The organism is Streptomyces glaucescens, from assembly GCF_000761215.1.
GTDB lineage: Bacteria > Actinomycetota > Actinomycetes > Streptomycetales > Streptomycetaceae > Streptomyces > Streptomyces glaucescens_B.
Genome location: NZ_CP009438.1, coordinates 6,539,903 through 6,564,649 on the forward strand (window position 1 = coordinate 6,539,903; position 24,747 = coordinate 6,564,649).

Annotated in this window: 22 protein-coding genes and 1 tRNA gene; 15 read left to right on the forward strand and 8 right to left on the reverse strand. The window is 75.0% G+C overall.

The genetic code is table 11. The features are described from left to right. Positions 1 to 48: 48 nt before the first annotated feature. From SGLAU_RS28260 to SGLAU_RS28275, 4 genes are read left to right on the forward strand one after another with little or no spacing between them, the layout of a single operon-like run. Positions 49 to 1,083 (forward strand): substrate-binding domain-containing protein, encoded by a 1,035-nt coding sequence (locus SGLAU_RS28260; protein ID WP_043505360.1) that lies wholly within the window; start codon positions 49 to 51, stop codon positions 1,081 to 1,083. Continuing rightward, complete coding sequence (locus SGLAU_RS28265) at positions 1,083 to 2,159, forward strand: ABC transporter permease (protein ID WP_043505361.1); 1,077 nt, start codon at positions 1,083 to 1,085, stop codon at positions 2,157 to 2,159. Before SGLAU_RS28260 ends, SGLAU_RS28265 begins: the two co-directional genes overlap by 1 nt. Positions 2,160 to 2,166: 7 nt before the next feature. After that, the gene (locus SGLAU_RS28270) at positions 2,167 to 3,087 is read left to right on the forward strand and encodes an ATP-binding cassette domain-containing protein (protein ID WP_078957933.1); all 921 of its coding nucleotides are present in this window, start codon (positions 2,167 to 2,169) and stop codon (positions 3,085 to 3,087) included. 1 nt (position 3,088) lies between these two features. After that, positions 3,089 to 3,991 (forward strand): sugar phosphate isomerase/epimerase family protein, encoded by a 903-nt coding sequence (locus tag SGLAU_RS28275; RefSeq protein ID WP_043505362.1) that lies wholly within the window; start codon positions 3,089 to 3,091, stop codon positions 3,989 to 3,991. A gap of 114 nt (positions 3,992 to 4,105) precedes the next feature. On the opposite strand, the gene SGLAU_RS28280 is transcribed toward SGLAU_RS28275, so the two are convergent. Next, positions 4,106 to 4,678 (reverse strand): CGNR zinc finger domain-containing protein, encoded by a 573-nt coding sequence (locus tag SGLAU_RS28280; RefSeq protein WP_043505363.1) that lies wholly within the window; start codon positions 4,676 to 4,678, stop codon positions 4,106 to 4,108. A gap of 60 nt (positions 4,679 to 4,738) precedes the next feature. Here SGLAU_RS28280 and SGLAU_RS28285 point away from each other — a divergent pair, with 60 nt between their 5' ends. Next, the gene (locus tag SGLAU_RS28285; RefSeq protein ID WP_052413928.1) at positions 4,739 to 5,656 is read left to right on the forward strand and encodes an alpha/beta fold hydrolase; all 918 of its coding nucleotides are present in this window, start codon (positions 4,739 to 4,741) and stop codon (positions 5,654 to 5,656) included. Further along, positions 5,653 to 6,609 (forward strand): GNAT family N-acetyltransferase, encoded by a 957-nt coding sequence (locus SGLAU_RS28290; protein WP_043505364.1) that lies wholly within the window; start codon positions 5,653 to 5,655, stop codon positions 6,607 to 6,609. The genes SGLAU_RS28285 and SGLAU_RS28290 overlap by 4 nt, the downstream gene beginning before the upstream one ends. Positions 6,610 to 6,989: 380 nt before the next feature. Here the strand turns inward: SGLAU_RS28290 and SGLAU_RS28295 are convergent, their stop codons facing one another. Next, a complete protein-coding gene (locus SGLAU_RS28295) occupies positions 6,990 to 7,994 on the reverse strand; it encodes a Gfo/Idh/MocA family oxidoreductase (RefSeq protein ID WP_043505366.1) in 1,005 nt (334 codons plus the stop codon). A gap of 121 nt (positions 7,995 to 8,115) precedes the next feature. On the opposite strand from SGLAU_RS28295, the gene SGLAU_RS28300 reads away from it, so the two are divergent. Next, positions 8,116 to 9,144: a LacI family DNA-binding transcriptional regulator gene (locus tag SGLAU_RS28300; RefSeq protein ID WP_043505367.1), complete on the forward strand. Its 1,029-nt coding sequence runs from the start codon at positions 8,116 to 8,118 to the stop codon at positions 9,142 to 9,144. Between the two features lie 66 nt (positions 9,145 to 9,210). Next, complete coding sequence (locus SGLAU_RS28305; RefSeq protein WP_208868956.1) at positions 9,211 to 9,810, forward strand: TMEM175 family protein; 600 nt, start codon at positions 9,211 to 9,213, stop codon at positions 9,808 to 9,810. A gap of 3 nt (positions 9,811 to 9,813) precedes the next feature. Here SGLAU_RS28305 and SGLAU_RS28310 read toward each other — a convergent pair whose 3' ends face one another. From SGLAU_RS28310 to SGLAU_RS28320, 3 genes are all read right to left on the reverse strand, one after another. After that, positions 9,814 to 10,977, reverse strand: coding sequence for a Gfo/Idh/MocA family protein (locus tag SGLAU_RS28310; RefSeq protein ID WP_043505368.1), 1,164 nt, complete (start codon positions 10,975 to 10,977; stop codon positions 9,814 to 9,816). 419 nt (positions 10,978 to 11,396) lie between these two features. After that, the gene (locus SGLAU_RS28315) at positions 11,397 to 11,741 is read right to left on the reverse strand and encodes a cupin domain-containing protein (protein ID WP_043505369.1); all 345 of its coding nucleotides are present in this window, start codon (positions 11,739 to 11,741) and stop codon (positions 11,397 to 11,399) included. A gap of 99 nt (positions 11,742 to 11,840) precedes the next feature. Continuing rightward, positions 11,841 to 12,740: an EamA family transporter gene (locus tag SGLAU_RS28320; protein WP_078957934.1), complete on the reverse strand. Its 900-nt coding sequence runs from the start codon at positions 12,738 to 12,740 to the stop codon at positions 11,841 to 11,843. 61 nt (positions 12,741 to 12,801) lie between these two features. Here SGLAU_RS28320 and SGLAU_RS28325 point away from each other — a divergent pair, with 61 nt between their 5' ends. The 3 genes from SGLAU_RS28325 (at position 12,802) to SGLAU_RS28335 (ending at position 14,728) form a co-directional block, all read left to right on the forward strand. Next, positions 12,802 to 13,665 carry a LysR family transcriptional regulator gene (locus SGLAU_RS28325; protein ID WP_043505370.1) on the forward strand — a complete coding sequence of 288 codons (864 nt, stop codon included), beginning with the start codon at positions 12,802 to 12,804 and terminating at the stop codon, positions 13,663 to 13,665. Positions 13,666 to 13,898: 233 nt separating this feature from the next. Further along, positions 13,899 to 14,591, forward strand: a complete 693-nt coding sequence (locus tag SGLAU_RS28330; RefSeq protein WP_043505371.1) for an NAD(P)-dependent oxidoreductase — start codon at positions 13,899 to 13,901, stop codon at positions 14,589 to 14,591. A 63-nt stretch (positions 14,592 to 14,654) separates the two neighbouring features. Continuing rightward, positions 14,655 to 14,728, forward strand: a tRNA-Pro gene (locus SGLAU_RS28335). Between the two features lie 447 nt (positions 14,729 to 15,175). Here SGLAU_RS28335 and SGLAU_RS28340 read toward each other — a convergent pair. Further along, on the reverse strand, positions 15,176 to 16,261 hold the full coding sequence (locus tag SGLAU_RS28340) for a M12 family metallopeptidase (RefSeq protein WP_043505372.1): 1,086 nt from the start codon (positions 16,259 to 16,261) through the stop codon (positions 15,176 to 15,178). A gap of 98 nt (positions 16,262 to 16,359) precedes the next feature. Between SGLAU_RS28340 and SGLAU_RS28345 the strand changes: the two genes are divergently transcribed. Next, positions 16,360 to 18,195, forward strand: a complete 1,836-nt coding sequence (locus SGLAU_RS28345; RefSeq protein ID WP_043505374.1) for a helix-turn-helix domain-containing protein — start codon at positions 16,360 to 16,362, stop codon at positions 18,193 to 18,195. Positions 18,196 to 18,505: 310 nt separating this feature from the next. Here SGLAU_RS28345 and SGLAU_RS28350 read toward each other — a convergent pair whose 3' ends face one another. Further along, the gene (locus SGLAU_RS28350; RefSeq protein WP_078957935.1) at positions 18,506 to 21,109 is read right to left on the reverse strand and encodes a CHAT domain-containing protein; all 2,604 of its coding nucleotides are present in this window, start codon (positions 21,107 to 21,109) and stop codon (positions 18,506 to 18,508) included. 119 nt (positions 21,110 to 21,228) lie between these two features. On the opposite strand from SGLAU_RS28350, the gene SGLAU_RS28355 reads away from it, so the two are divergent. From SGLAU_RS28355 to SGLAU_RS28365, 3 genes are all read left to right on the forward strand, one after another. After that, positions 21,229 to 22,659: a S8/S53 family peptidase gene (locus tag SGLAU_RS28355; RefSeq protein ID WP_043505376.1), complete on the forward strand. Its 1,431-nt coding sequence runs from the start codon at positions 21,229 to 21,231 to the stop codon at positions 22,657 to 22,659. Between the two features lie 35 nt (positions 22,660 to 22,694). Further along, on the forward strand, positions 22,695 to 23,294 hold the full coding sequence (locus SGLAU_RS28360) for an RNA polymerase sigma factor (protein ID WP_078957936.1): 600 nt from the start codon (positions 22,695 to 22,697) through the stop codon (positions 23,292 to 23,294). A gap of 101 nt (positions 23,295 to 23,395) precedes the next feature. Next, entirely contained in the window at positions 23,396 to 23,848 is a 453-nt protein-coding gene (locus SGLAU_RS28365) for a hypothetical protein (RefSeq protein ID WP_052414155.1), read from the forward strand. A gap of 21 nt (positions 23,849 to 23,869) precedes the next feature. Here the strand turns inward: SGLAU_RS28365 and SGLAU_RS28370 are convergent, their stop codons facing one another. Beyond that, positions 23,870 to 24,658 carry an N-formylglutamate amidohydrolase gene (locus SGLAU_RS28370; RefSeq protein WP_043505379.1) on the reverse strand — a complete coding sequence of 263 codons (789 nt, stop codon included), beginning with the start codon at positions 24,656 to 24,658 and terminating at the stop codon, positions 23,870 to 23,872. Positions 24,659 to 24,747: the final 89 nt, after the last annotated feature.

A 24,747-nucleotide genomic window follows, 5' to 3' on the forward strand; every position in this document is an offset into this window, starting at 1 on the left:
CGCAAGGCAAGAGCCGTGCTTCCCCCGTCGCACAGTGAGGTGCAGGAAATGGACCGCACTCCTCGGGACCGCTCGTCCCGCTCCCGCTCCCGCAGCACCACCTCAGCCCTGGCCGTGGCAGCGGTCGCGGCCCTGGCCCTCGCCGGCTGCTCCAGCGGATCCGGCGGCAAGAAGGCCGAGGAGTCTGCGCAGGGCGCCGCCGCGGGCAAGGCCTCCACCCCCCGGATGACGGTCGCCCTGATCACCCACCAGTCACCCGGCGACACCTTCTGGGACATCGTCCGCAAGGGGGCGGAGGCCGCCGCCGCCAAGGACAACATCAAGCTGGTCTACTCGGCAGACCCGGGCGCGGGCAACCAGGCCGGCCTGGTGCAGAACGCGATCGACCAGAAGGTCGACGGCATCGCCGTCACCCTCGCCAAGCCGGACGCCCTCAAGGACGCGGTGAGCAGGGCGAAGGTGGCCGGTATACCCGTGGTCGGCCTCAACTCCGGTGTCAGCGAGTGGCGCGAGCTCGGGCTCCTGGAGTTCTTCGGGCAGGACGAGACCGTGGCCGGTGAGGCGCTCGGCAAGCGGCTGAACGAGTCCGGCGCCGCAAAGGCCGTCTGCGTCATCCAGGAACAGGGCAACATCGGCCTCACCCAGCGCTGCGACGGCGTACGGAAGACCTTCTCCGGCGACACGGAGACCCTGTACGTCAACGGCACCGACATGCCCTCGGTGAAGTCCACCATCACCGCGAAGCTCAAGGAGGACGACGCCGTCGACTACGTCGTCACCCTCGGCGCGCCCTTCGCGCTGACGGCGGCGCAGTCGGTGGCGGAGGCCGGGAGCAAGGCGAGGATCGCCACCTTCGACCTCAACAAGCAGCTCACCGGCGCCATCGCCGACGGCCGCGTCGAGTTCGCCGTCGACCAGCAGCCCTACCTCCAGGGCTACCTGGCGGTCGATTCCCTGTGGCTCTACGAGAACAACGGCAACTACAGCGGCGGCGGCGAGCAGCCCGTGCTGACCGGCCCGGCGTTCGTCGACAAGTCGAACGTCGGCCGGGTCGCCGGGTTCGCCGCCAAGGGAACCCGGTGATGAGCACGTCCCGGCAGGCCGCGCCGGTGGTGCCCGCGCCGCCCGCGCCCGGCCCGAAGGAGACCGACGGGCGCACCGCCCGGCGCCCGCTCGCGCTGCGGCTGCTGGCCCGGCCGGAGACGGGCGTCTTCCTCGGCGCCGTCGCGGTGTTCGTGTTCTTCCTGTTCGCCGCGCCCGCGGTGCGCGACGGCAGCTCGATGGCAAACATCCTCTACCAGTCGTCGACGATCGGGATCATGGCGCTTCCGGTGGCCCTGCTGATGATCGGCGGCGAGTTCGACCTGTCGGCCGGCGTCGCGGTGATCACGTCCGCGCTCACCGCGAGCATGATCAGCTACCAGCTCACGATGAACGTCTGGGCCGGTGTGCTCGTCGCCCTCGCCGTCTCGCTCGGGGCCGGCCTGCTCAACGGCTGGATGCTGGTGCGGACCGGGCTGCCGAGCTTCCTGGTCACCCTCGGCACCTTCCTGATCCTCCAGGGCGTCAACCTGGCCGTCACCAAGCTGATCACCGGCAACGTCGCCACCGACGACATCGGTGACATGGACGGCTTCGGCCAGGCCGAGGCGGTCTTCGCCTCGTCGTTCGGCGTCGGCGGCGTCCAGGTGAGGATCACCGTCGTGTGGTGGCTGGTCTTCGCGGCCCTCGCCACCTGGGTGCTGCTGCGCACCCGCTACGGCAACTGGATCTTCGCGGTCGGCGGGAACCAGCAGAGCGCGCGGGCCGTCGGCGTGCCCGTGACGTTCACCAAGGTGTCGCTGTTCGCGCTGGTCGGCCTCGGCGCCTGGTTCGTCGGCATGCACCAGCTGTTCTCCTTCAACACGGTGCAGTCCGGCGAGGGCGTCGGCCAGGAGCTGATCTACATCGCCGCGGCGGTGATCGGCGGCTGTCTGCTCACCGGCGGCCACGGCTCCGCGATCGGCCCGGTCTTCGGTGCTTTCATGTTCGGCATGGTGCAGCAGGGCATCGTCTACGCGGGCTGGAACCCGGACTGGTTCAAGGCCTTCCTCGGCGTGATGCTGCTCGGCGCCACCCTGATCAATCTGTGGGTCCGCAGGACCGCGACCCGGAGGTGAGCCACCCATGACCACCGTGACCGAGACACCGCTCGTGGAACTGCGCGGCGCCGGCAAGTCGTACGGCAACATCCGCGCCCTGCACGGCGTCGACCTCACCGTCCGCCCGTCCACGGTGACCTGCGTGCTCGGGGACAACGGAGCCGGCAAGTCCACCCTCATCAAGATCGTCTCCGGGTTGCACCAGCACACCGAGGGCGAGTTCCTGGTCGACGGGGAGCCGGTCCGCTTCTCCTCCCCGCGCGAGGCCCTGGACCGGGGCATCGCCACCGTCTACCAGGACCTGGCGACCGTGCCGCTGATGCCGGTGTGGCGGAACTTCTTCCTCGGCTCGGAGCTCACCAAGGGCGTCTGGCCCCTGCGCCGCCTCGACATCGAGCGGATGAAGCGGACCGCCGACGAGGAACTGCGCGAGATGGGCATCGTCCTCGACGACCTCGAACAGCCCATCGGCACCCTCTCCGGCGGCCAGCGCCAGTGCGTCGCGATCGCCCGCGCGGTCCACTTCGGCGCCCGGGTGCTGATCCTCGACGAGCCGACGGCCGCCCTCGGCGTCAAACAGTCCGGCGTCGTCCTCAAGTACGTCGCCGCCGCCCGCGACCGCGGCCTCGGCGTCATCTTCATCACCCACAACCCCCACCACGCCTACCTGGTCGGCGACCACTTCAGCGTGCTGCGCCTGGGCACCCTGGAACTCTCCGCCGACCGCAGCGAGGTCGGGCTCGAAGAGCTGACCAACCACATGGCCGGAGGCGCCGAACTCGCCGCCCTCAAGCACGAGCTCGCCCAGGTGCGCGGCGTCGACGTCGACGAACTCCCCGACGAGGAGGACCTGCGGGCCGCCGCACCGCGCCCCCCGTCGCGCCCCCCGTCCCCGTCGTCCCCGTCGTCCCCGCAGTCCCCGTCGTCCCCGGAAGGCAGCTCCTGACATGGCCCCCGCGCTCGACCGCATCCGGGTGGGTTCCGCCCCGGACTCCTGGGGCGTCTGGTTCCCCGACGACCCGCGCCAGGTGCCCTGGGAACGCTTCCTCGACGAGGTCGCCGAGGCCGGATACTCCTGGATCGAGCTGGGCCCGTACGGCTACCTGCCGACCGACCCGGCCCGGCTCGCCGACGAGCTGGCCGAACGGGACCTGAAGGTCTCCGCGGGCACCGTCTTCACCGGCCTGCACCGCGGCCCGGCCGTCTGGGAGTCCACCTGGGAGCACGTCGGCCGGGTCGCCGCGCTCACCCGGGCCATGGGCGCGCGGCACCTCGTCGTCATCCCCTCCTTCTGGCGGGACGACAGGACCGCCGAGATCCTGGAACCGCCGGAGCTGACCGCCGAGCAGTGGGCCCACCTCACCAAGGGCATGGAACGGCTCGGCCACGAGGTGAAGGAGTCCTACGGCCTGGACATCGTCGTCCACCCGCACGCCGACACCCACATCGACACCGAGGCGCACGTCGAGCGGTTCCTCGACTCCACCGACTCCGGCCTGGTCAACCTCTGCCTGGACACCGGGCACTACGCCTACTGCGGCGGCGACAGCGTCAAGCTGATCGAGACGTACGGCGAGCGCATCGGCTACCTCCACCTCAAGCAGGTCGACCCGCGGGTCCTGGCCGAAGTGGTCGCGGACGGCGTGCCGTTCGGGCCCGCGGTGCAGCGCGGCGTGATGTGCGAACCGCCCGCCGGGGTGCCGGACCTGGAACCCGTCCTGGTGGCGGCGCAGCGCCTCGGCGTGGAGCTGTTCGCCATCGTCGAGCAGGACATGTACCCCTGCGAGCCGGACAGGCCCCTGCCGATCGCGATCCGCACCCGCAGGTTCCTGCGCTCCTGCGGGGCCTGAGCCCCGGCGCGGCCGCGGTCCCGCCGCACACTGCCCGGTGGCCCGGGCGGCCCGCCCGCCCGACCGACCGTCCTCGGGGGCACGGTCCGGCCGGTCCGCCGCCCCCCGGCGTCCTCAAGGGCTCTTGTGCCGCCGGTAATGGCGGGCGACCCGGGTGCGGTTGCCGCAGCGGGCGGGGGAGCACCAGCGGCGGCGGGGGTGCGCCGGCAGGAACAGCAGGACGCAGTCGTCGGCCTCGCACTCCTTGACCCGGGTGACCGCCGGGTCGGCCAGCAGCGCGGCGGCGGCCTCCGCGAGCAGCGCGGCGAGCCGGGTGCCGAGCGGACCGCTGCGACGCGGCGCGACGACGACCGTCGCCCCGTCCCAGTCCGGGACGAGGACGGCCGGTGCGGCCCGCTGGGCGTCGGCGAGACCGCGCAGCGCGGACTGCGGCGGCCGCCGCCCATCCAGCAGGGCGCGCAGCGCCGCCTCGGTGTGGGCCCGCACGGCCCGGACGGGGGCGAGGTCGGCCTCGGTCGGCGCGGGACCGTCGGCCTCCGCGCCCAGCCGGTCCGCCTGCCGGGCCAGCCAGGCGGCCAGCCGGTCCGGGGTGTCCAGCAGATCGGCACGGCTCGCGCCGTTCAGCGGGCGGGTGTTGACGAGGTCCAGGGGCAGGGGCTCGCCGGTGGGTGGTGCGCTGGAGTCCATGAACCCTAATGCTACATAAATCAGTTGACGCATTAGAAGCGGGCGGCGTATGACTGTCGCATGACCACTTCGGCGATCGCCCCGCGCATCAGCCCACCCGCCCGCACCGCCCACCGGCACGTGCACGTCGACGGGGCCGACGTCTTCTACCGCGAGTCCCTGCCCGAGCGGCCCGACGCCCCGGTGCTGCTGCTCCTGCACGGCTTCCCGTCCGCCTCCCACCAGTTCCGGCGGCTCATCGACACCCTCGGCCGGCACTACCGGCTGATCGCCCCCGACTACCCGGGCTTCGGGCACACCCGCGTCCCCGACGACTTCACCTACTCCTTCGAGCGGCTCACCGACATCGTCGAAGGCTTCACCGAACGCCTCGGACTGACCCGGTACACGCTGTACCTCTTCGACTTCGGCGCCCCGGTCGGCCTGCGCCTGGCGCAGCGCAGGCCCGGCCGCGTCGCCGGCCTCGTGGTGCAGAACGGCAACGCCTACCTCGACGGACTCTCCGACGCCGCCCGCGAGTTCACCGCCCTCACCCCCGGCACCCCGGGCGCCGAGCGGACCGTCCTCGACCTGTTCACCCTCGCCGCCACCCGCGCCCAGTACGAGGGCGGCACGGCCGATCCGACGCTCGTCGCCCCCGAGGGCTGGCTGCTCGACCAGCACTTCCTCGACCAGCCCGGCCGCAAGACAGCCCAACTCGCCCTCGCCTTCGACTACCGGAACAACCTCGCCGCCTACCCGGACTGGCAGGCATGGCTGCGCGCCCACCGCCCGCCCACCCTCGTCACCTGGGGCACCGGGGACCCGTTCTTCACCCCGGACGGTGCCCGCGCCTATCTGCGCGACCTGCCCGAGGCCGAACTGCACCTGTTCCCCACCGGGCACTTCGCCCTGGAGGACCACCTGCCGGAGATCGCCCCGCTGATCGCCCGTTTCCTCGACCGCACCTGGGACCGACCCGCCTCGGAGGCCTCGTGATCATCCGCCCGCTCACCGCCTCGGACACCGACCGCGTGCTGCCCCTGCTGCCGGCCGGCGAGGTCGGCGTCTGGGCCGACGCCGACACCTTCCGCGAACGGCTCGGCACGGGTGAGTACCGGCCCGAGCGGAGCTGGCTGGCCGAGGACGGCGGCGATCCGGTCGCCCTCGCCGTCTGGTGGGCCGGACCCGACGACACCCGGCCGGCCGCGCTCGACGTGCTGAACGTCCGCGACCTCGACGGAACCGACGGGACGCGCACGGACCTCGCGGCCCGCGTCCTGACGGCCGCCCACAGCGCCTTCGCCGCCACCGGCCTGACCACCCCGCCCGAGTACCACCTCGCGCTGCCCGGCGACTGGCGCGAGCGCCCCGACGCGGTCGCCGCCCTGCGCTGGCGCCGGGAGGCCGCCCGGCGCGCCGGGCTCACCGCCTCCCTCGAACGGCTCCGCTTCGAGTGGACCCGCGGGAACGGCGTGCCCAGGCCCTCCGGCCGGCTGCGCTTCCGGGCCGAGCCGGACGACGAGGTCTTCGTCGACCTGTTCCGCCGGGTGCTGGACGGCACCCTCGACGCGACCTCCGGCAACGGCGCGGCGACCGTGGGCGCCGAGGCGCAGGCCCGGGCCGACGTCGCCTTCTACCGGACGCAGATGCCCGGCGACCGCGCCTGGTGGCGGATCGCCGAGACCCCGCAGGGCCGCCCGGTCGGCTTCGCCCTGCCCTCCCGCAACCCCGCCTTCCATGTCGTCGGCTACCTCGGCGTGCTGCCCGAGCACCGCGGCCACGGCCATGTGGACGACCTGCTGGCCGAGACCACCCGCATCCTGGCCGAGGAGGCCGGAGCGGACACCGTGCGCGCCGACACCGACCTGGCGAACACCCCGATGGCCGCCTCGTTCACCCGTCTCGGCTACCGCAACTTCGCCCGCCGCCTGGTGCTCTCGGCGCCCTAGGGTCCGTCGTCGAACTCCCGTCGTCCGCCCGAAGGGCGGGTGTCCCGACGCGGACGGGAGCCCGACGACAGACCCCCGGCGGGCCGGCCCGCCGCCGTCCGGACGCGTCCGGCGGGCGGGCGGGCGCCGGGTGTGGAAGATTGCGGAGCGAGGGAAGCCGGGTGCGGGCTCGCTGTCCCCCACACAAGTGCTGCTCGGGTGCTCGCGCCCGGCCTCCCCCCTCCGGGTTCCGCCTGCCGGGCACGGTGCCGTGGCTCGCGCCGTCCGGGCGGTGGTCCACGACGAGCCGGGCCCGGACGGCAAAGCCTCCCGCCGACGGCGCGAGGACGGCAAGTCCTCCCGCCGACGGCGCGCGCCGCGGCCGTCGTTCCCCCACCGGGTCAGGCGGTGCGCACCTCCGCGATCGTCACCGGCCGGTGCTCGGCCCGCGACAGGGTGCACGCCTCGGCGACCCAGCCCGCCTCCAGCGCGTCCTCGACCGTGCACGGCGAGGGCCGCAGACCGGCCACCACCTCCGTGAACGCGGCGAGTTCGGCGCGGTAGGCGGCGGCGAAGCGGTCCATGAAGAAGTCGTGCGGCGTCCCGGCCGGGAAGCCGGCGCCCGGCTCCACCGAGCGCAGCGGCAGCTTGTCGTCCAGGCCGACCGCGATCGAGTCCGTGAAGCCGTGCAGCTCCATCCGTACGTCGTAACCCCGGGCGTTGTGACGGGAGTTGGAGACGACCGCGATCGTCCCGTCGTCCAGGGTGAGCAGCGCGCCGGTGGTGTCCGCGTCGCCCGCGGCGGCGATCGGGCCGGCGCCCCGGTTGCCGCCGACGGCGTACACCTCGGTCACCTCCCGGCCGGTGACCCAGCGGATGATGTCGAAGTCGTGCACCGAGCAGTCCCGGAAGATGCCGCCGGAGGCCGCGATGTACGCGGCGGGCGGCGGCGCCGGGTCAAGGGTGGTCGACCGGACGGTGTGCAGCGGACCCAGCTCACCACTGCGCACGGCGGCGCGCGCGGCGGCGAACCCGGCGTCGAAGCGGCGGTTGTAGCCGATCTGGACCGGCACGTCCGTGCCCCGGACGAAGTCCAGCACCGCCACTCCCTCGCCCATGGTCCGGGCGACGGGCTTCTCGCAGAAGACGGGCACCGCGGCCCGCACGGCGGCGCGGATCAACTCCGGGTGGGCGTCGGTCGCGGCGGCGATCACCACCCCGTCGACCCCGGCGGACAGCACCGCCTCCGGCGAGTCCACGACCTCCCCGCCGAAGCGCTCCGCGGCGGCCTTGGCGGCGTCCGCGAACGGATCGGTGAGCACGAGCGACTCGACCGCGTCGAGTCCGGAGAGGGTCTCGGCGTGGAAGGCGCCGATACGGCCGAGCCCGAGGATTCCGATGCGCATGGAACGGCTGCCGTCCTTTCGCTGACGGGGCGACGGAGTGCTGCCATTCTTGTCAGGACAAATCTCCAGGACAACCATCGGCAGGCCGTCAAAAAACCCTCAAGAGGCGCGAGGAGCGTGCGTGGGCCACCCCTTCCCCCTCCGTGAGATCGCGCGTCAGGCGGGGCTGAGCGAGGCCACCGTGGACCGTGTCCTCAACGGGCGCGGCGGCGTCCGCCCGAGCACCGCGCAGGAGGTGCACCGGGCCGTCACCGACCTGGAGCGGCAGCGCACCCAGGTCCGCCTCGCCGGCCGCACCTTCATGGTCGACATGGTGATGCAGGCGCCGAACCGGTTCACCTCCGCCGTGCGCGCCGCCCTGGAGGCCGAACTGCCCGGACTGCACCCGGCCGTGCTGCGCTGCCGCTTCCACTTCCGGGAGACCGGCCCGGTCGAGGAACAGCTCGCCACCCTCGACCGGATCGCCCGCCGGGGCTCCCAGGGCGTCATCCTCAAGGCGCCGGACGTACCCGAGGTCACCGCCGCCGTCGGCCGGCTGGCCGGCGCGGGCATCCCCGTGGTCACCCTCGTCACCGACCTGCCCGCCAGTGCCCGGATCGGCTACGTCGGCATCGACAACCGGGCGGCGGGCGCCACCGCCGCGTACCTCCTGGGCCAGTGGCTGGGCGACCGGCCCGCCCATGTGCTCACCAGCCTCAGCAGCGGCCGCTTCCGCAACGAGGAGGAGCGCGAGGCCGGCTTCCGGGCCACCCTGCGCGCCCGGCACCCGGGCCGCACCCTGGTGGGGATCACCGAGGGCCACGGCCTGGACGCCACCCAGTACGACCTGGTGCGCGCCGCCCTGGACCGCCACCCGGAGATCCGCGCGGTCTACTCGATCGGCGGCGGCAACCCCGCCACCCTGCGCGCCTTCGAGGACGCGGGCCGCGACTGCGCCGTCTTCGTCGCGCACGACCTCGACCGCGACAACACCCGGCTGCTGCGCGAGCACCGCCTGTCCGCCGTCCTCCACCACGACCTGCGGCACGACCTGAGCGAGGCCTGCCGCCTGGTGCTGCGCGCGCACGGCGCCCTGCCGCCCGCCGGACCGGCCCTGCCGTCCCCGATCCAGGTGGTCACGCCGTACAACCTGCCCCCGGCCGTCCGGTGACGACGGGGCGTACGCCTCGGGCGTGTATCCCCACCGGACGAGCCCCGGCTCCCTACCGTCGTGCGCATGTGGAAATCGAAGCCGGACGGCGGCCCCGAGCGGCTGATCGCGCTCGCCGACGGGGTGTTCGCGATCGCCATCACCCTGCTCGTCCTCGACCTCGCCGTGCCCCGGGACCTGGATTCCGGGCAGTACCACGAGGCCCTGCGCGAGCTGCTGCCCGACCTGGGGGCCTACGCGCTGAGCGTGCTGGTGCTGGGCGGCTTCTGGCACGGCCACCGCACGATCTTCCGCTGGGTGCGCCAGGTCGACGGCCAGCTCGTCGCGCTGTCCCTGCTCGGGCTGGGCGCCGCCGCACTGGTGCCCTTTCCGACCCGGCTCATCTCCGACTACGGCCGCGAACCCGTCTCGGTCGCCATCTACGCCGGGGCGGTCGCGGCCCTCGGTGCCACCCACGTCGCCCTGGTCGCGCTCCTGGCCCGGCGCCCCTGGCTGCGCGGCCCGGAGGCGCCCGAGGGCTTCGCACACCACATCCTCGACCTCTCGGCCACCGTCGTCGTCTTCCTCGTCAGCATTCCGCTGACCCTGGTGCTCGGGGCGGCGGCCGCCTGGTGCTGGCTCCTGCTCGCCCCCGTGAAGGTCTTCCTGGGGCGGCGCGCCCGCTGACCCTCACCCCACCGCGTCCGGCGCGACCCAGGCCCCGCTCCGGGCGGAACGCGCCATCGCGTCCAGGACGGCGGCGCCGCGCACGGCGTCCGTGAGGGTCGCGCCGAGCGGCACGCCCTCGGCGATCGACCGCAGGAACCGGTACGCCTCGATCACCTTCAGGTCGTCGTAGCCCATGGCGTTGGCGGCCCCCGGCTGGAACGCGCCGAACTCGCCGTCGTCCGGGCCGACGTACACCGTGCTCACGGGCTGGTCCTGGTAGCTGTCACCGCGGCAGACGCCCAGCTCGTTCAGCCGGCGGAAGTCCCAGAACAGGGCGCCCCTCGTGCCGTGCACCGCGAAGCCGTAGGCGTTCTGCTCGCCGACCGAGACCCGGCAGGCCTCCAGCACCCCGCGCGCCCCGGAGGCGAACCGCAGCAGACAGTTCACGTAGTCCTCGTTCTCCACCCGGCCCGGCTCCCCGCCGGGCGCGCGGCCGTGTCCCGCCGTGGCACCCGCCGGGCGGGGCCGCTCCGGCACGAACACGGCCGTGTCGGCGGTGACCGAGGCGATCTCGCCGAGCAGGTACCGGGCCAGGTCCACGCCGTGCGAGGCGAGATCGCCGAGCACCCCGCTGCCGCCGCGCTGCCGCTCGTAGCGCCAGGTCAGCGCTCCCTCGGGGTGGGCCGCGTAGTCGCTGAACAGACGGATGCGGACATGGGTGGGCGTGCCGACCGCGCCTTCGGCGATCAGCGACCGGGCCGTCTCGACGGCGGGCGCGTTGCGGTAGTTGAAGCCGACCGTGCCGCGCACCCCGGCCGCCGCGACCGCGTCCGCCACCGCGCGGGCGTCCCCGGCGGTCAGGCCCACCGGCTTCTCGATCCAGATGTGCTTGCCCGCCTCGGCCATCGCCACGCCGATCTCGCGGTGCAGGAAGTTCGGGGCGGTGATGCTGACGGCCCCGACCCGCGGATCGGCGGCCACCTCCCGCCAGTCGCGGGTCGTCCCCGCGAAGCCGAACTGCTCGGCGGCCCGCTCGGCCCAGCCGGGCACCTCCTCGACGACCGTCACCAGCTCGGGCCGCAGCGGCAGCAGCGGATAGTGGTGAAGGACCCGGGCGTACGCCTGGGTGTGCACCCGGCCCATCCAGCCGAACCCGACGACGGCGACGCCCAGCGTCTCCACCACGACAGCCCCTCTCAGCCCGCCTCAGGACCGGTCCACGCCCTGCCCGGGTCACCTTGGGCGCCGCCGCTCAGCGGTGTCAACCCGCCACACCCCCTCGGACGGGGCGGCCGGCGCGTGGCACGGCCCACGGCCCGAGACCGCCGACGATCCGCGACGCGGCCGAACGAGCGGGGTGTCCAAGTCGCCGGTCTCCCTCCCGCACGACCTTACGGTCGACCGGGTACGACCACACGGCCGTCGCCCGGCTGCACCCCCCTGTGGCTCACCACCGTCGGCCACGCCGGGCACGAGGTCGGCCGCCGCGCCGCCCGCTTTCTGCCGGACCGCCTCGACCGGCCGGGCGGCGAGGGCCGCACCCGTCCCGCGGCCCCGGCCCTTCCGGATCCGCGGGGCGACCGCCCCACCGCCCGGCGCGCCCCTCACAGGCTGATCGCGTACGCCTTGCGCAGCGTCTCGTGCACCGTCCAGGTCGTGCGGTCGCCCTCGCGCAGCACCGCCATGTCCCCGGGCCCGACCCTGAGCGTCGGCCCGCCCTCCACCTCGATCGTCGCCGACCCGCTGAGCACCACGAACAGCTCGTCCGCCTCGGTGTCGGTCACCACGCCCGGCGTGATCTGCCAGATCCCGCGCACCTGACGGCCGTCCGCCGACTCCCACACCACCTTCCCGGTGACCTCGGGCGTCCCGGAGAGGATCTGCCCGGGCTCCAGCGGCTCCGGTACGAGATCGGCGTCGGGTACGTGGACGACGAAACTGTGGCTCATACGGCAGACCCTAGCCAGCCCCGCCCCCGGCCCGGTGCCGACAGAGTGTGCGGGATACGCCCCGCCGGCCGGACACTTCGTCGCGTGCCCCGGCCGGGCTCAGCCGCGCGGGACGGCCATGCTCACCGCGTTCGCCGTGACGACCGCCGCGATCCCGGCCCACTCCCACACGCCCATTCCCTCGCCGAGGACGAGCCGGCCCGCCAAGGCGGCCAGCACCGGGTTGACGCTCATGAACAGGCCGAAGGTGTTCGCCGGCACGCGGCGCAGGGTGAGCAGGTCGGCGAGGTAGGGCACCGCAGAGGACAGCACCCCGGCCGCCACCGCACAGCCCGCCGCCCAGGCGCCCGGCGGCCGGTGGACCACCACCAGCAGCCCGGCCGGCAGGAACAGCAGGGCCGACACCCCGGCCGCGGCGGCCGCGCCCTGCGCGCCGGGCAGCCGGGTGCCGACGGTGCGGTTGAGCAGGATGTACGACGCCCAGCAGGCGGCGGCCAGCAGCGCCAGCCCCATCCCGGCGTAGTCCGCGGACGGCTGCGGGCGCATCAGCACCACCACGCCGGCCGCGGCGAGCACCGCGCAGCAGGCGTCCAGCCGGCGGCGTACCGTGGCCAGGGCGATGCCCAGCGGGCCCAGGAACTCCAGGGTCACCGCGAGTCCCAGGCCGATCCGGTCGACGGCGCTGTACAGGCTGAGGTTCATCGTGCCGAACACCACCGCGAGGAGCAGCACCGGCCACCACTGCCGCCAGGTGAACGAGCGCAGCCGGGGCCGGGCGAGGGGGAGCAGCACGGCGGCGGCGACGTACTGGCGTACGGCGACCACCCCGACCGGGCCCAGCACGGGGAACGCCAGGGCGCCCACGGCCGCGCCCGTCTGGTTGGACAGACCGCTGCCGAGCATGGCGGCGACACCGGTCAGCCGCCGGCCCGCGGCCGACGGGGAGGGGGGCGCGGCGCGGGGCACCCGCGGTGCGGAAACCGTGTCCATGCGCCGCATCGTGCGCCCCGCCGGCTCCTTGCGCACAATGCATGGCTGACCGCACCCATACGCTGGACGCATGGATCTCGAACTCCGCCACCTGCGGTGCCTCGTCGCCATCGTCGACGAGGGCACCTTCACCGACGCCGCGATCGCGCTCGGTGTCTCCCAGGCGGCCGTCTCGCGCACGCTCGCCGCGCTGGAGGGCGCCCTCGGCGTCCGGCTGCTGCGGCGCACCTCCCGCGCGGTGACGCCGACGGCGGCCGGACAGCGGGTGGTGGCACACGCCCGCCGGGTGCTGGCCGAGGTCGAGGACCTGGTCCGGGACGCCGGCCAGGGCGGGGGAGAGCTGCGGATCGGCTACGCCTGGGCGGCGCTCGGCCGCCACACCCTGCCCTTCCAGCGCCGCTGGGGCGCCGCCCATCCGGAGACCGCCCTGCACCTGGTGCGGGTCAACTCGCCCACGGCCGGACTGCTGGAGGGGATGTGCGACCTGGCGGTGGTGCGCCGGCCCCTCGACGAGCGGCGCTTCGCCTCGTCGATCGCCGGCCTGGAGCGGCGGCTGTGCGCGCTGGCCGCCGACGATCCGCTGGCCCGGCGCCGCTCGGTGCGGCTCAGCGACCTCGCCGACCGTGTGCTGCTGGTGGACCGGCGCACCGGTACCGCCACTCCGGAGCTGTGGCCGCCGGAACTGCGGCCCGCGACGGAGGAGAGCCACGACATAGACGACTGGCTCACCGTCATCGCGACCGGCCGGTGCGTCGGCGTGACGGCGGAGTCCACCGCCCACCAGTACCGGCGGCCCGGCGTGGTCTACCGCCCGCTGCGCGACGCCGAGCCGGTCGCCGTGCGCCTCGCCTGGTGGCGGGACGACCCGCATCCGGCCGGCCCGGCGGTGCTGGAACTGGTGTCCGAGCTGTACCGCACCCGGCGTACCGGCTGAGCGCCCTGTCACCACCTGACGGCCGCACCGTCCGGACCTCCGGCCGGCGACCGCCGTGGGCTGTGCGTCCTGGCGCCGCCTGACGGTCGCAGCGTCCGGGCACCCCCCGGCCCACGACCGCCGTCCACCGGATGACACCCTCGCCGCATGACAGCACGCTTACGGCTCGCGAACCGCTCTGACACCCGGCCCCGGCGTCCCGCCGCTCCGGCCCCGGCCGGGGGAGTCCGCCGGTGAAGATCGTCGTCTTCGGCGCGCACGGCTCCACCGGCCGCCGGACCACCGAACAGGCCCTCGCCGCGGGCCACTTCGTCACCGCGGTCACCCGCCGCCCGGACGGCTTCCCGCTCACCCACCCCGCACTGCGCGTGGCCGTGGCGGACGTCCTCGACCCCGACGCGGTCGACCGGGCCGTCGCCGGGCAGGACGCGGTCGTCTCGGCCCTGGGCGTACCGTTCGGCCGCCGGCCCGTCACCGTCTACTCCACCGGCCTCGCCCACATCACCCGCGCCATGACCGGGCACGGCGTCTCCCGCCTGGTCGCCGTCACCTCCACCTTCCTCTTCGGCACCGAGGCACCGGGCGAGGGCCTCTTCTTCCGCAAGGTCATGGAACCCCTCGTCACCCGTGTCCTGGGCCGCACGGTCTACGCGGACATGCGGCGCATGGAGGACGCCGTACGGCACAGCGGCCTCGCCTGGACGGTGCTGCGCCCCGGCGGACTGTTCGACACGGACACCGTCAGCGACTACCGGCTGGCGACCCGGCGCCTGCCGGGCCGCTACACCTCCCGCGCCGACCTCGCCCACGCCCTGCTGCGGCACGCCACCGGGGAAGCGCACGTCCACGCCTTCGTCGACGTGCGCACCACCGAGAACACCCCCGGCATGCTCGACCTGCTGCGCAAGGAGGCACTGCGGAAGTGACCGGCCGCCCACATGGGGTAGGGTTGACCTGCACGATCACGCGGGACACCGCGTGTCTGCCGCCGGGACGTGGCGCAGCTTGGTAGCGCACTTGACTGGGGGTCAAGGGGTCGCAGGTTCAAATCCTGTCGTCCCGACTTGGAGCCCGCTCCGTAGTCGCAGCTCAGGGGCCTTGGACCACGTGATGTGGAACAAGGCCCCTGATCGTTTCCGGGATCATGCCCCAGCCGGGACACGGGTACTGCCGGCCCGTGCCCGCGAGGAACTGGCGCGTCGGGTGGCCTCCCTGGACGCCGCGTACCTCCGGCGCACTGTGCCGGATCCGTTCGCCGACCGGCGTCGGTGGCGCTCCCACCTCTGATGGCGTCGCCGTCTCGCCGACGGCGGGGAGGGCTTGTGAGCTTCAGCCCTTCCGCAGCCGCGAAGTCACTCCGCGCGACCGGCTCCGCTCTCCGCGTCCTCGACGTCCGCCCGATCCGCGGGAACGGCGTGGCCGAGCGCGTCATCTCCCCCGTGGATGACGCGCTCGGCCGCTCCCCCGGTGCCGGACTGTGGTCTTCGCGTCCGCGCGGTGGTCAGGACCGTCACCAGCACATGACGGCCGTCTCTCCCGAACCCCACGCGCAGTACAGGCGCACGCGGACGACATAGCGGCGGCCCTTGACGAGCCGGGCCCGGACGGTGGCGTTGCCGGCGGTGCCGCCGTCGTCCTGGGCGGTGAGGTAGCGCGGTTCGCCGTCGCGTTCCTCGAACACCACGACGACGGTGTCGGCGGCGCCGAAGACGCCCACCGTGTACTCCCGGGTCTCCGGCGGCTCCACCGTGAAGTCCGCCTGGTCGCCGGGCGCAAGCCGCAGCGGTGCCGACCGGAACGGCACCAGCGCGGGTGGCCGCGGCGCCCCCGCCGGCGGGTACCAGCGCAGGGCGAACTCCTTGTCCGCCGCGGACAGCGTGCCCGGCGGGAGCAGCCCCCCGCGGTACTGCTCCGGCTCCAGGATCAGCCCGGGCGGGAACGGATACCCCATGATCGACTGCGGGTCCCACACCGCGCCGTTCACCTCGTCCCGCTCCAGCTTGCGCAGGACGTTGACGTACGTCCGGTCCCGGCTCCAGTAGTTGGGCGGGCCCGCCAGCTCCTCGTAGACGGCCTCGTCGTCCCAGTGGATACCGGCGTGCGGGCTCTGGTGCTCGTGCGTCATGCCCAGCGCGTGGCCGATCTCGTGCAGGGCCGTGGCGCGCTCCCCGGGCGCGGTCAGGTCCCAGCCGAAGTTCATGGTGCGCTCGTGCAGTCCGACCCGCAGGGCGTCCCGGCCCACGACCGACCAGGATCCGTCACCGGGCTGGAACCCGACGCGCAGCTCCGCCTCCGACCGGTCGCCGACCTCCGTGAAGGTCAGCCCGATGCCGAGGCGCTGCCACTCGTCGAAACACTCCCGGACGACGTCCTGCTGTTCCTTCGCGCCCGCCCACGGCACCCGCCGGGTCTCCCCGGTCCCCGGCACGGCGATGACGGAGCCTTCGGCGTCGCCGTCGAAGAAGTAGTAGTGCAGCACGGTGCCGTTGACCCACATCCGGTGGCCCCGGACGAGCGCACCGACCCGCTCGGCGGCCAGCCCCGGCGCGAAGGCGGGGGCGGGCTGCTGCGCGAGGGAGCAGTAGCGTGCGGTCATGGACCCAGACTGCCGTCGCGCGGCCCCCGGGCGCCTGAGTCGGGGTCTACTCAACCGGCCCTGTATCAGGAGTGAGTACCGCGGCTCCTGCTGATGTGATGACTGACGAACAGGACGCGAAGACCCTGCACCTGCCCTGGCCGTTCACCGGGCGGGAGGACGAACTGGACCTGGTCCGCCGCTCGCTCGCGGCCGGCCGCCCCGGCATCGTGGTCACCGGACCGGCCGGTGTGGGAAAGACCCGGCTGGTCACCGAGGTCGCCCGCGGCACCGACCGGGTCCGGGTGGCCGGCAGCCCCGACTCCCGGGACATCCCCTTCGCCGCGTTCGCGCACCTGCTGCCCGAGCCCGTCACCCTGCACCGCGCGCTGCGGCTGCTGTCGGGCGTACGGCTGCTGCTGGTCGACGACGCCCACTGGCTGGACGACGCCTCCGCCGCCCTCGTCCACCAGCTCGCCGTGCACGGCCGCACCCGGCTGGTGGTCGTCGCCACCGACGGCGCGCCCGCGCCCGGCGCGGTGTCCCGGCTGTGGACAGGGGAACTGCTGCCCCGGCTCGCCCTGCGGCCGCTCCCACCGGGGGAGACCGCGCGACTCGCCGCGACGGCCGCGGGCCGCCCGCTGGAACCGCTCACCGCACGGCGGCTGCACCGGCTGTGCGGGGGCGATCTGCGGCTGCTGCGCGACCTGCTGGGCGCGGTGCGCGAGGACCGGCTGCTCACCCGGGTACCCGGCACCGACGAGTGGGCCTGGCGGGGCCCCGTCCCGGTCACCCCGGCCGTGCGTGCGCACGCCGCGCCGGTGCTGGACCGCACCGATCCCGCCGAGCGCGAGACCCTGGACCGGCTGGCCTTCGCCGAGCCGCTGCCGGCCGGCGCCGACGCCTTCGACCCGGACGTGCTCGAACGCCTGGAGGCGGCCGGGCTGGTCAGCCTCGACGAACGGCACGGACTGCGCCTCGCCCACCCCCTCCACGGCCCGGCGCTGCGCGCCACGGCCGGGCGGCTGCGGACCCACCGGCTGGCCGGCCCACCCGGCAGGTGCCGCTCCGCCCTGGAGGCCGAGACGGCCGCGCTCGCACGGTCGATCGCCGCGGCCGACGTCCGGGGCGGGACCGCGCCCGTGGGGGAGTGGCTGGCGGCGGAGGGCCGTCCGGTGCCGGGCGGGCACGCCGCCGTGCGCGCCCGGCACGCCCGGCTGCGCGGACAGCTCCCCGAGGCCGCCGCCTGGGCCAGGGAAGGGCTGCGGCACGACCCGGACGACCTGTCCTGCCGTACCGAACTGTCGCTGGCCGCCGCGCAGTCGGGGGACGCGACAGCGGCGTACGAGGCCCTCGGCGGGCGCCCGGCACGGGGGGCCACGGCGACCTGGCTGGCCGCGGCCCGGGGCGAACCGGAGGAGGCGGACGCCGGCCGGGAGATCCCCGGCGAGGACGTCCTCGCGCTGTACGACGCGGTGCGTCTCGGCGCCCCCGAGACCGTCCTCGGCCGGCTGCCCGCGGACAGTGTCCTCGCCGAGCACGCCGCCGCCCTGGCCCGGCGGGACGGACCGGCCCTGGACCGGGTGGCCGCCCGCCTGGCCGAGCGCGGGCTGCTGCTGTTCGCCGCCGAGGCGTACGCCCAGGCCGTGCCGGTGCACCGCGACCCGAGCGCCGCGCGCACCGCCCGCACCCGCGCCGTCGCCCTGGCCCGCCGCTGCCCCGGCGCGCGCACGCCCGCCCTGTCCGGTCTGGTGCTGGGCGAACTCACCGCCCGGCAGCGGCAGATCGTCACCCTGGCCGCCGCCGGCCTCAGCAACCGGCAGATCGCCGAACGCCTCACCCTGTCGGTCCGCACCGTCGGCAACCACCTGTACAGCGCCTACGCCCGCCTCGGCGCCGGCGACCGGGGCTCGCTGCCGTGGCTGGTGGACCTGCCGGAGGCACGGACCGCGTGACCGGCCGGGCCCCGGGGGCGTCCCGGAACCCGGCGACCGTGGTCACCAGCGAACGGGCGGCCGCGACCGCACGATCCCCGGACGAAGCCGTGCACGGGCCGGGCAACCGCGCCGTGCGCCGTGCCGGTGCCCGCGGTCCAGCGGTACGCGCGCGATGGACGGTGCCGGTGCCCGCGGTCCGGGGGTACGCGTCGTGCGCCGTGACGCCGCCCGCGGTCCAGCGGTACCCGCGATGCACGCTGCCGGTACCCGCGATGCACGGTGCCGGTGCCCGCGGCCCACCTGCCGGTGCTCGCGGGCCACCGTGCGCTCAGGCGGCCCCGAACGCCGTGAACGCCCACCCCGTCGCCTGGTGCAGGGCATCCCCCGGCAGGGCCGCACGGGCGTCCCGCAGGGCCTCGGCCAGGGACAGCCCGGCGCCCAGGCCCTTGTGCAGGGCCAGCATCAGCGGGACCACCGCCGCGTCGTTGACCGGCGCGCTGCTCGCCACGACACCCGCCGTGCCCAGCGGCAGCAGCGCGGTGACCAGGCCCAGCAGTTCGTCCGCGCCCACCGAGGCGAGCCGGGCGGTGTCGCAGCTGGAGAGGATGATCCGGTACGGGCTGCGGTCCAGACGCTCGAAGTCGTGGACGATGAGCGGGCCGTCCGCCATGCGCAGGGACGAGAACATCGGGCTGTCCGCACGGAACGTGCCGTGCGCGGCGATATGGGCGAGCGCCGCGCCGTCCAGCTCCCGCAGCACCCGCGGCACCCGCGCGTCCTCCTCCTCCAGCACCCGTGCCTCGGGATACCGGTCGGCGACCTCCGGCACCTCCGCGCCACCGGTCGCCAGGCCCGGCCCGCGCACCAGCACCTGCCCGCCGCCCCGCGGCGGCTCCGTCTCCCGGGCCCGCAGCCAGCTGCTCGCCGACGGCGACACGCTGACCACCCGCTCCCGCAGCGACGGCAGCAGCGCCCACGGCACCCGGTGCAGCCGCGCGGGCGGCACGACCACCACCGGCCCCGGACCCAGGCACGCGGCCGCCGGCCCGAGCAGCAGCTCCTCCAGACGGCGGCCCGCCGCCTCCACCACCGGGAGCCGGCCCTCGGCCCCCGGATGCGCCAGCCGCCGCAGACCGGCCTGTACGTGCTCGGCCTCCACCTCCGCCTCCGCCAGCAGGCCCCCCTCGAACCGCCGCACCCGGCCCCGCCCGCACAGCAGCACCTGCACCCGCCCGTCCAGCACCGCCAGCTCGACCAGCAGCGTCCCGCCCAGCCGCGCCAGCAGGCGGGCCACGTCGAAGCGGTGCCCGTCACCGGGCGCGTCCCCGCGGATGTGCAGGGTCCGGGACCGCACCTCCCGCTCCAGCCGCCGCTGTTCCCGCTCCAGCGCCGGTATGGGACGGCCCTCCCAGCGGGCCGCCTCCGCGCGGGCCGCGATCTCCCGGAACGCGGTCAGCCCGCTCAGCAGCGCCGGATCGGCGGGCGGCCGGGTCGGCGGCGCCGACAGCACGGTGGCCCGCCAGCGCTCGCTCCACACCAGCAGCCGGCGCGGCCCGCCCCCGGCGACACTGGCCCGCTGGGCCAGCGCGGCCAGCTCGGCGCCCTGCTCGGTGGCCCGCGCCCGCAGCTCCGACGCGCCGAGCGTCATGCGGTGGTCGTCGAGGACGTCGAGTCCGCGCCGGCACGCCTCCAGCACGCCCCGCGCCGAACCGGCCGCCCGGGCCCGCAGCGCCTGCGCCGCCCATCCCGTCATCCGGGCGAGCGGCGGCCCGCTGTGCCGGCTGCGCGCGGCCACCGCCAGATGGCGTTCCGCGTCCGCCGTCCAGCCCAGGGCCAGCGCGATCCGGCCCGCCAGCAGCGACGCCTCCGGAGCGGCGGGCGCCCCGAACGAGGCCAGCCGCTCGGCCACCGCGGCGGCGTCCGCGACCAGCCGGCCCGAGCAGCGCCCGGCGGCCACCCGCGCCTCGATGAGCACCAGCCGGGCGTGCGTCTCCCACCACGTGCGCCGCTGCCCCGCGAACAGCCGCACGGCCACCGCGGCGCGGGCGATCGCGGTGTGCGGGTCGCCCGCCAGCCGGGCCGCGCGGGCCGCCGCGAGCAGCAGCTCGGCCTTGCGGGTGGACTGCCCGCCCATGCCGTCCAGGACGGCGATCGCCGCGTCCGCCTCGGCCAGCGCCTCCGGCGCCAGACCGGCCGCCATCAGCACCTCGCAGCGCCGGATGTTCAGCATGAACGTCGGCGTGCCCAGCTTGGCGTACCGCTCCTCCGCCTCGTCCAGCAGCCGCAGCGCGGCCGGGACGTCCCCCGACCGGAACGCGGCCAGCCCCCGGCTCTCCACCGCGTCGGCCTTGTCGTGCTCCTGGCCGGTGGTCTCCCACAGCGCCTCCGCGGCCGTGAAGTCGGCGTCCGCCCGCTCCACCGCGCCCAGCGCCAGGTGCACGGTCGCCCGCAGCGTCAGCGCCCGCGCGGTCCAGATCACGTCGTCCGCCTGCCGCAGCACGGGAATCGCCCGGCGTACGTCCTCCAGCGCCTCGCGGTGATGGCCGAGCACCCACCACACGTACGCCCGGCGGTACCGCACCCGCGCCCGGGTGTGCCCCGTGCCCCGCGCCACGCCCCGGTCGAACGCCGCGAGGCCCTGCCGCGTGCGCCCCGCGTGCACCAGGGCCACCCCGAGCGTGCCGAGGACGTCCGCCTCCCGCTCCGCGGAGTCCGCGCGGGCCGCCAGGTCGCGGGCCCGCCGCAGGTGGTGCAGGGCGATCCGCAGATCGCCGAAGTCCCGCTGCCAGATGCCGATCACCTGGTGCGCCACGGAGGCGTGCAGCGGTGAGCAACCGGTGGCGAGCACCTCCCGGGCCCGGGCCAGCGCCTCGTTCGGGGCGGCGAACACCATCGGCAGCAGTTCGAGAACCGAGTCGCTTCCCGCTCTCACCCCACGGATGGTAGTGGCCGCCGCCGCGCGGAACCACGGTCCACCGATCCGTCTCTGTATCAGTCGGCGGCATCACGGCTCTAGTTGACGAACGTCGCGACAACGAGGGGGAGAACGCCATGGCACCACAGCGATTCCGGGAACAGTTCGACCAGATCCAGCGCGCGATGCGGGACGTCCCGCTCGCCATGGGACCGGACGACTCCGCGGAGTTCCTCTACGAGAAGGGGGTCGTCCTCGCCCGCGACGGCGAGGAGGCGCAGATCGTCGAGGACGCCGTGCGCACCTTCTTCACCCAGGCGCCCGACCTCACCCCGGACACGGTGCGCCGCGCGAGCCCGCGGCGGAACCGCTCCGGCATCACCCGGATCCAGGTCGGCGACCCCGGGGAGGGCGCCCCGGGCGCGGACCGGGCGGTGGCGGGCGCGCTGCGGGCGCTGCGGCAGACGGAGGGCCGCGCGGGCCGCCGGCTGGTCAGCCGCAACCACGTGGTGTCGATCGCGGTCAACGCCTGCCCCGGCGACGAACCCGCCCCCGCCCCGCTGCACGAGCCGCCCAACCCGGCGCCCGCGCAGGGTTCGTACGACCCGGACACCGCCGTCGGTGTCCTCGTCGTCGACACGGGCCTGATGAGCGACTTCCGCTCGTACCCGCTGCTCGCCCACACCGACGGCGACCTCCAGCTCCAGGAGACCGACGAGCAGGGCGTCCTCCAGCAGTACGTCGGCCACGGCACGTTCATCGCCGGGCTGGTCGCCGCCGTCGCGCCCAACACCGGCATCACCGTGCGGAACTCGCTCAACGACGCCGGGGCGATCCTGGAGTCGGAGTTCGGCGAGAAGCTCTTCGAGGCCGTCGACGCGAGCGGCTGGCCCGACATCCTCAGCCTCTCCGCGGGCACCTCCAACGGCCGCACCGACGGACTCCTCGGGGTCCAGGCGTTCATGGAGGAACTGCGTGAGCAGCACACCCTGCTCGTCGCCTGCGCCGGGAACAACGCCAGCGCCACCCCCTTCTGGCCCGCCGCCTACGCCGACCTGCCCGAGTGGCAGGACAGCGTGCTGTCGGTCGGCGCGCTGCGCGGCGACGGCGAGTTCGGCGCCTGCTTCAGCAACCACGGGAGCTGGGTGAAGGTCTACGCCCCCGGCGAGCGCCTGACCGGCCCCCTGACCGGCTGGGCCGCCCCGGTCCCCTACGTGTACCAGCACTCCACGTACGACGCCTGCCGCTACGGCTTCGGCTACGGCTGCACCTGCCAGTTCCCCCGGCACACCGGGGTGCTCAGCGACGAGACCGCGCTCGCCAAGCCGGACCAGGTGATGTTCCAGGGCCTCGCGCAGTGGAGCGGCACCTCGTTCGCGACGCCCGTGGTCGCCGGGCTGATCGCCGCCCACATGACGGCGCACAAGGAGACCGACCCGCGCGCCGCGCGCAGGCAACTGCTCGCGGCGGACACCGAGTTCGCGGAGGTGCGCGGGGCGCACGTGCCGGCGCTGCTGCCGCCCACCTGGCGGGCCGTGCCAGCCGAGCCGCCGGTGGCGGTCGCGTGAGTACCGGAGCAGTCCCCGCCACGGCGTACGATGACTTGCCGTACACGAGGGGTGGGGCCGTGGACCGTGCAGATGTCGGCGCGCTCGTCCAGTCCGCCGTCGACGGCGACGCGGCGGCCTGGAAGGCGCTCGTGGAGGGGCTGAGCCCGCTGGTGTGGTCGGTCGTGCGCGCCCACCGGCTCTCCGACGCCGACGCGCACGAGGTCTACCAGACGGTCTGGTTCCGCTTCGCCCAGCACCTCGGCCGCATCCGCGAACCGCACAAGGCGGGTTCCTGGCTGGCCACCACCGCGCGCAACGAATCGCTCAAGGTGATCAGGGGCTGGCAGCGGCTGACGCCGACCGACGACCCGCAACTCCTGGACCGGGTCAGCGAGGACCGTACGCCGGAGCAGTCGCTGCTCGACGCCGAGGAGGCGGCCGCGCAGAGCGAGCGGGTCCGGCGGCTGTGGCAGGAGTTCGAGGAGCTGGGGGAGCGGTGCCGGCAGCTGCTGCGGGTGCTGATGGCCTCGCCGCCGCCCAGCTATCAGGAGGTGTCCGCCGCCCTGGGCATCGCCGTCGGCAGCATCGGGCCGCTGCGCCAGCGCTGTCTGCGCCGGCTGCGGGCCCGACTCGACGCACGGGGAGCATCGTGAACCACATCGACAACGCCGGCAACGGCGACAGCGGCGGCAGCGGCGACAGCGGTGAGCACCGCGCGGCCGGCGCCGGCGACGGCTTCGGCGCGGAAGACGTCCTGGACGAGGCGGAGTTCGGGGCCGGACTGCTGGAGGAGGAGCTGCGCCAGGCCGCGGCCATCCTCGACCCGGTCCCGCCCGAGCTGCGCCGGCTGGCCGTGGACGCCTACGCCCTGCACGACCTCGACGCCCGGCTCGCCGAGCTGACCTTCGACTCCCTGGTGGACGCCATCCCGGTGCGCGGCGCGACCGACGTACCGCGGATGCTGACGTTCCGCACCGGTGAGCTGAGCGTCGACGTCGAGGTGACCGCGCACGGACTCATCGGTCAGCTGCTGCCGCCGCAACCGGCCCGCATCGAGGTCCTCGGCGGACCGCACCCCGCCGCGCCGGCCACTCTCACCGCCGACACCATGGGCCGCTTCGCCGGCGAGTTGCCGCGCACCGGTCCGTTCGCCCTGCGGCTGCGGACCGGCGGGGAGGTGGTCGTGACGGAGTGGATGCGGGCCTGACCGTGCCGCGCGCCCGGGGCTTCAGCGCGATACGGCGGTGACCAGCGCCGCGAGCGCGTCCGCCAGCCGCTCCAGCCCGGGCCCGGCCGGGCCGCCCGGCTCCGTCATGTAGGTGTCGCGGCGGATCTCCACCATCAGCGCCTGGACCCGCGGGTCCGTCCGGTAGTACTCCAGCGGTACGTACGTCCCGCTGAACGGGCTGTCCAGCGCGGTGTCCGCCCCGAAGGCGGCGCGCGCGGCGGCGAGCAGCGCGGGCGGCGTGTGGAAGGAGTCGGTGCCGAGGCAGACGGGCGGGCGGGGCCCCGCGCCGTGCAGCTCGTACGGCAGCGCCTCGCTCGGGTACGAGTGCACGTCGATGATCACCGCCCGGCCGGTCGCGGCCAGCCGCCCGGCCACGGCCTGGGACATGGCCCGCGCGTAGGGCCGGAAGTACCGCTCGATCAGCGGCCCGGGGTCGTGGCCGCCGGCCCGCAGCACCTCCTGGTGCGTGGTCCGGGTGTACACGGCCCCCATGCCCACGGCGAGCATCTCCTCCCGCTCGTCCGGGAACCGCTCCGGATCCACGACCAGCCGCGCCAGCCGGTTGACGAACCTCCAGGGGCCGGTGCCGGCCAGGTCCGCCGCCCGCGCCGCGATTCGCGCCGTGTGCGCGTCGACGATGTGGTCCAGCTCCCGCTCCAGCGCCGCGTCGTCCAGCACGATCCCGGCCCGCACGTCCGCCGGTATCTCCCGCGCGGAGTGCGGCACGTGCAGGATCACGGGCGACTCGTCGGCGCCGGGCAGCAGCTCGAAGGACGGACGGGACGACACGGGGCGGCTCCGGGGACGCGGGGGACGGCGGAAGGGGAGCGGGAGACGGGTCCGCCCCGGCCGAGCGGTGTGCCGGCCGGGGCGGTCAC

Bases quoted from the DNA above. Each gene is read 5' to 3' on its own strand.
- SGLAU_RS28260 (WP_043505360.1), top strand. From the start codon at position 49: ATGGACCGCACTCCTCGGGACCGCTCGTCCCGCTCCCGCTCCCGCAGC.
- SGLAU_RS28265 (WP_043505361.1), top strand. From the start codon at position 1,083: ATGAGCACGTCCCGGCAGGCCGCGCCGGTGGTGCCCGCGCCGCCCGCG.
- SGLAU_RS28270 (WP_078957933.1), top strand. From the start codon at position 2,167: ATGACCACCGTGACCGAGACACCGCTCGTGGAACTGCGCGGCGCCGGC.
- SGLAU_RS28275 (WP_043505362.1), top strand. From the start codon at position 3,089: ATGGCCCCCGCGCTCGACCGCATCCGGGTGGGTTCCGCCCCGGACTCC.
- SGLAU_RS28280 (WP_043505363.1), bottom strand. From the start codon at position 4,678: ATGGACTCCAGCGCACCACCCACCGGCGAGCCCCTGCCCCTGGACCTC.
- SGLAU_RS28285 (WP_052413928.1), top strand. From the start codon at position 4,739: ATGACCACTTCGGCGATCGCCCCGCGCATCAGCCCACCCGCCCGCACC.
- SGLAU_RS28295 (WP_043505366.1), bottom strand. From the start codon at position 7,994: ATGCGCATCGGAATCCTCGGGCTCGGCCGTATCGGCGCCTTCCACGCC.
- SGLAU_RS28305 (WP_208868956.1), top strand. From the start codon at position 9,211: ATGTGGAAATCGAAGCCGGACGGCGGCCCCGAGCGGCTGATCGCGCTC.
- SGLAU_RS28315 (WP_043505369.1), bottom strand. From the start codon at position 11,741: ATGAGCCACAGTTTCGTCGTCCACGTACCCGACGCCGATCTCGTACCG.
- SGLAU_RS28320 (WP_078957934.1), bottom strand. From the start codon at position 12,740: ATGCGGCGCATGGACACGGTTTCCGCACCGCGGGTGCCCCGCGCCGCG.
- SGLAU_RS28325 (WP_043505370.1), top strand. From the start codon at position 12,802: ATGGATCTCGAACTCCGCCACCTGCGGTGCCTCGTCGCCATCGTCGAC.
- SGLAU_RS28340 (WP_043505372.1), bottom strand. From the start codon at position 16,261: ATGACCGCACGCTACTGCTCCCTCGCGCAGCAGCCCGCCCCCGCCTTC.
- SGLAU_RS28345 (WP_043505374.1), top strand. From the start codon at position 16,360: ATGACTGACGAACAGGACGCGAAGACCCTGCACCTGCCCTGGCCGTTC.
- SGLAU_RS28355 (WP_043505376.1), top strand. From the start codon at position 21,229: ATGGCACCACAGCGATTCCGGGAACAGTTCGACCAGATCCAGCGCGCG.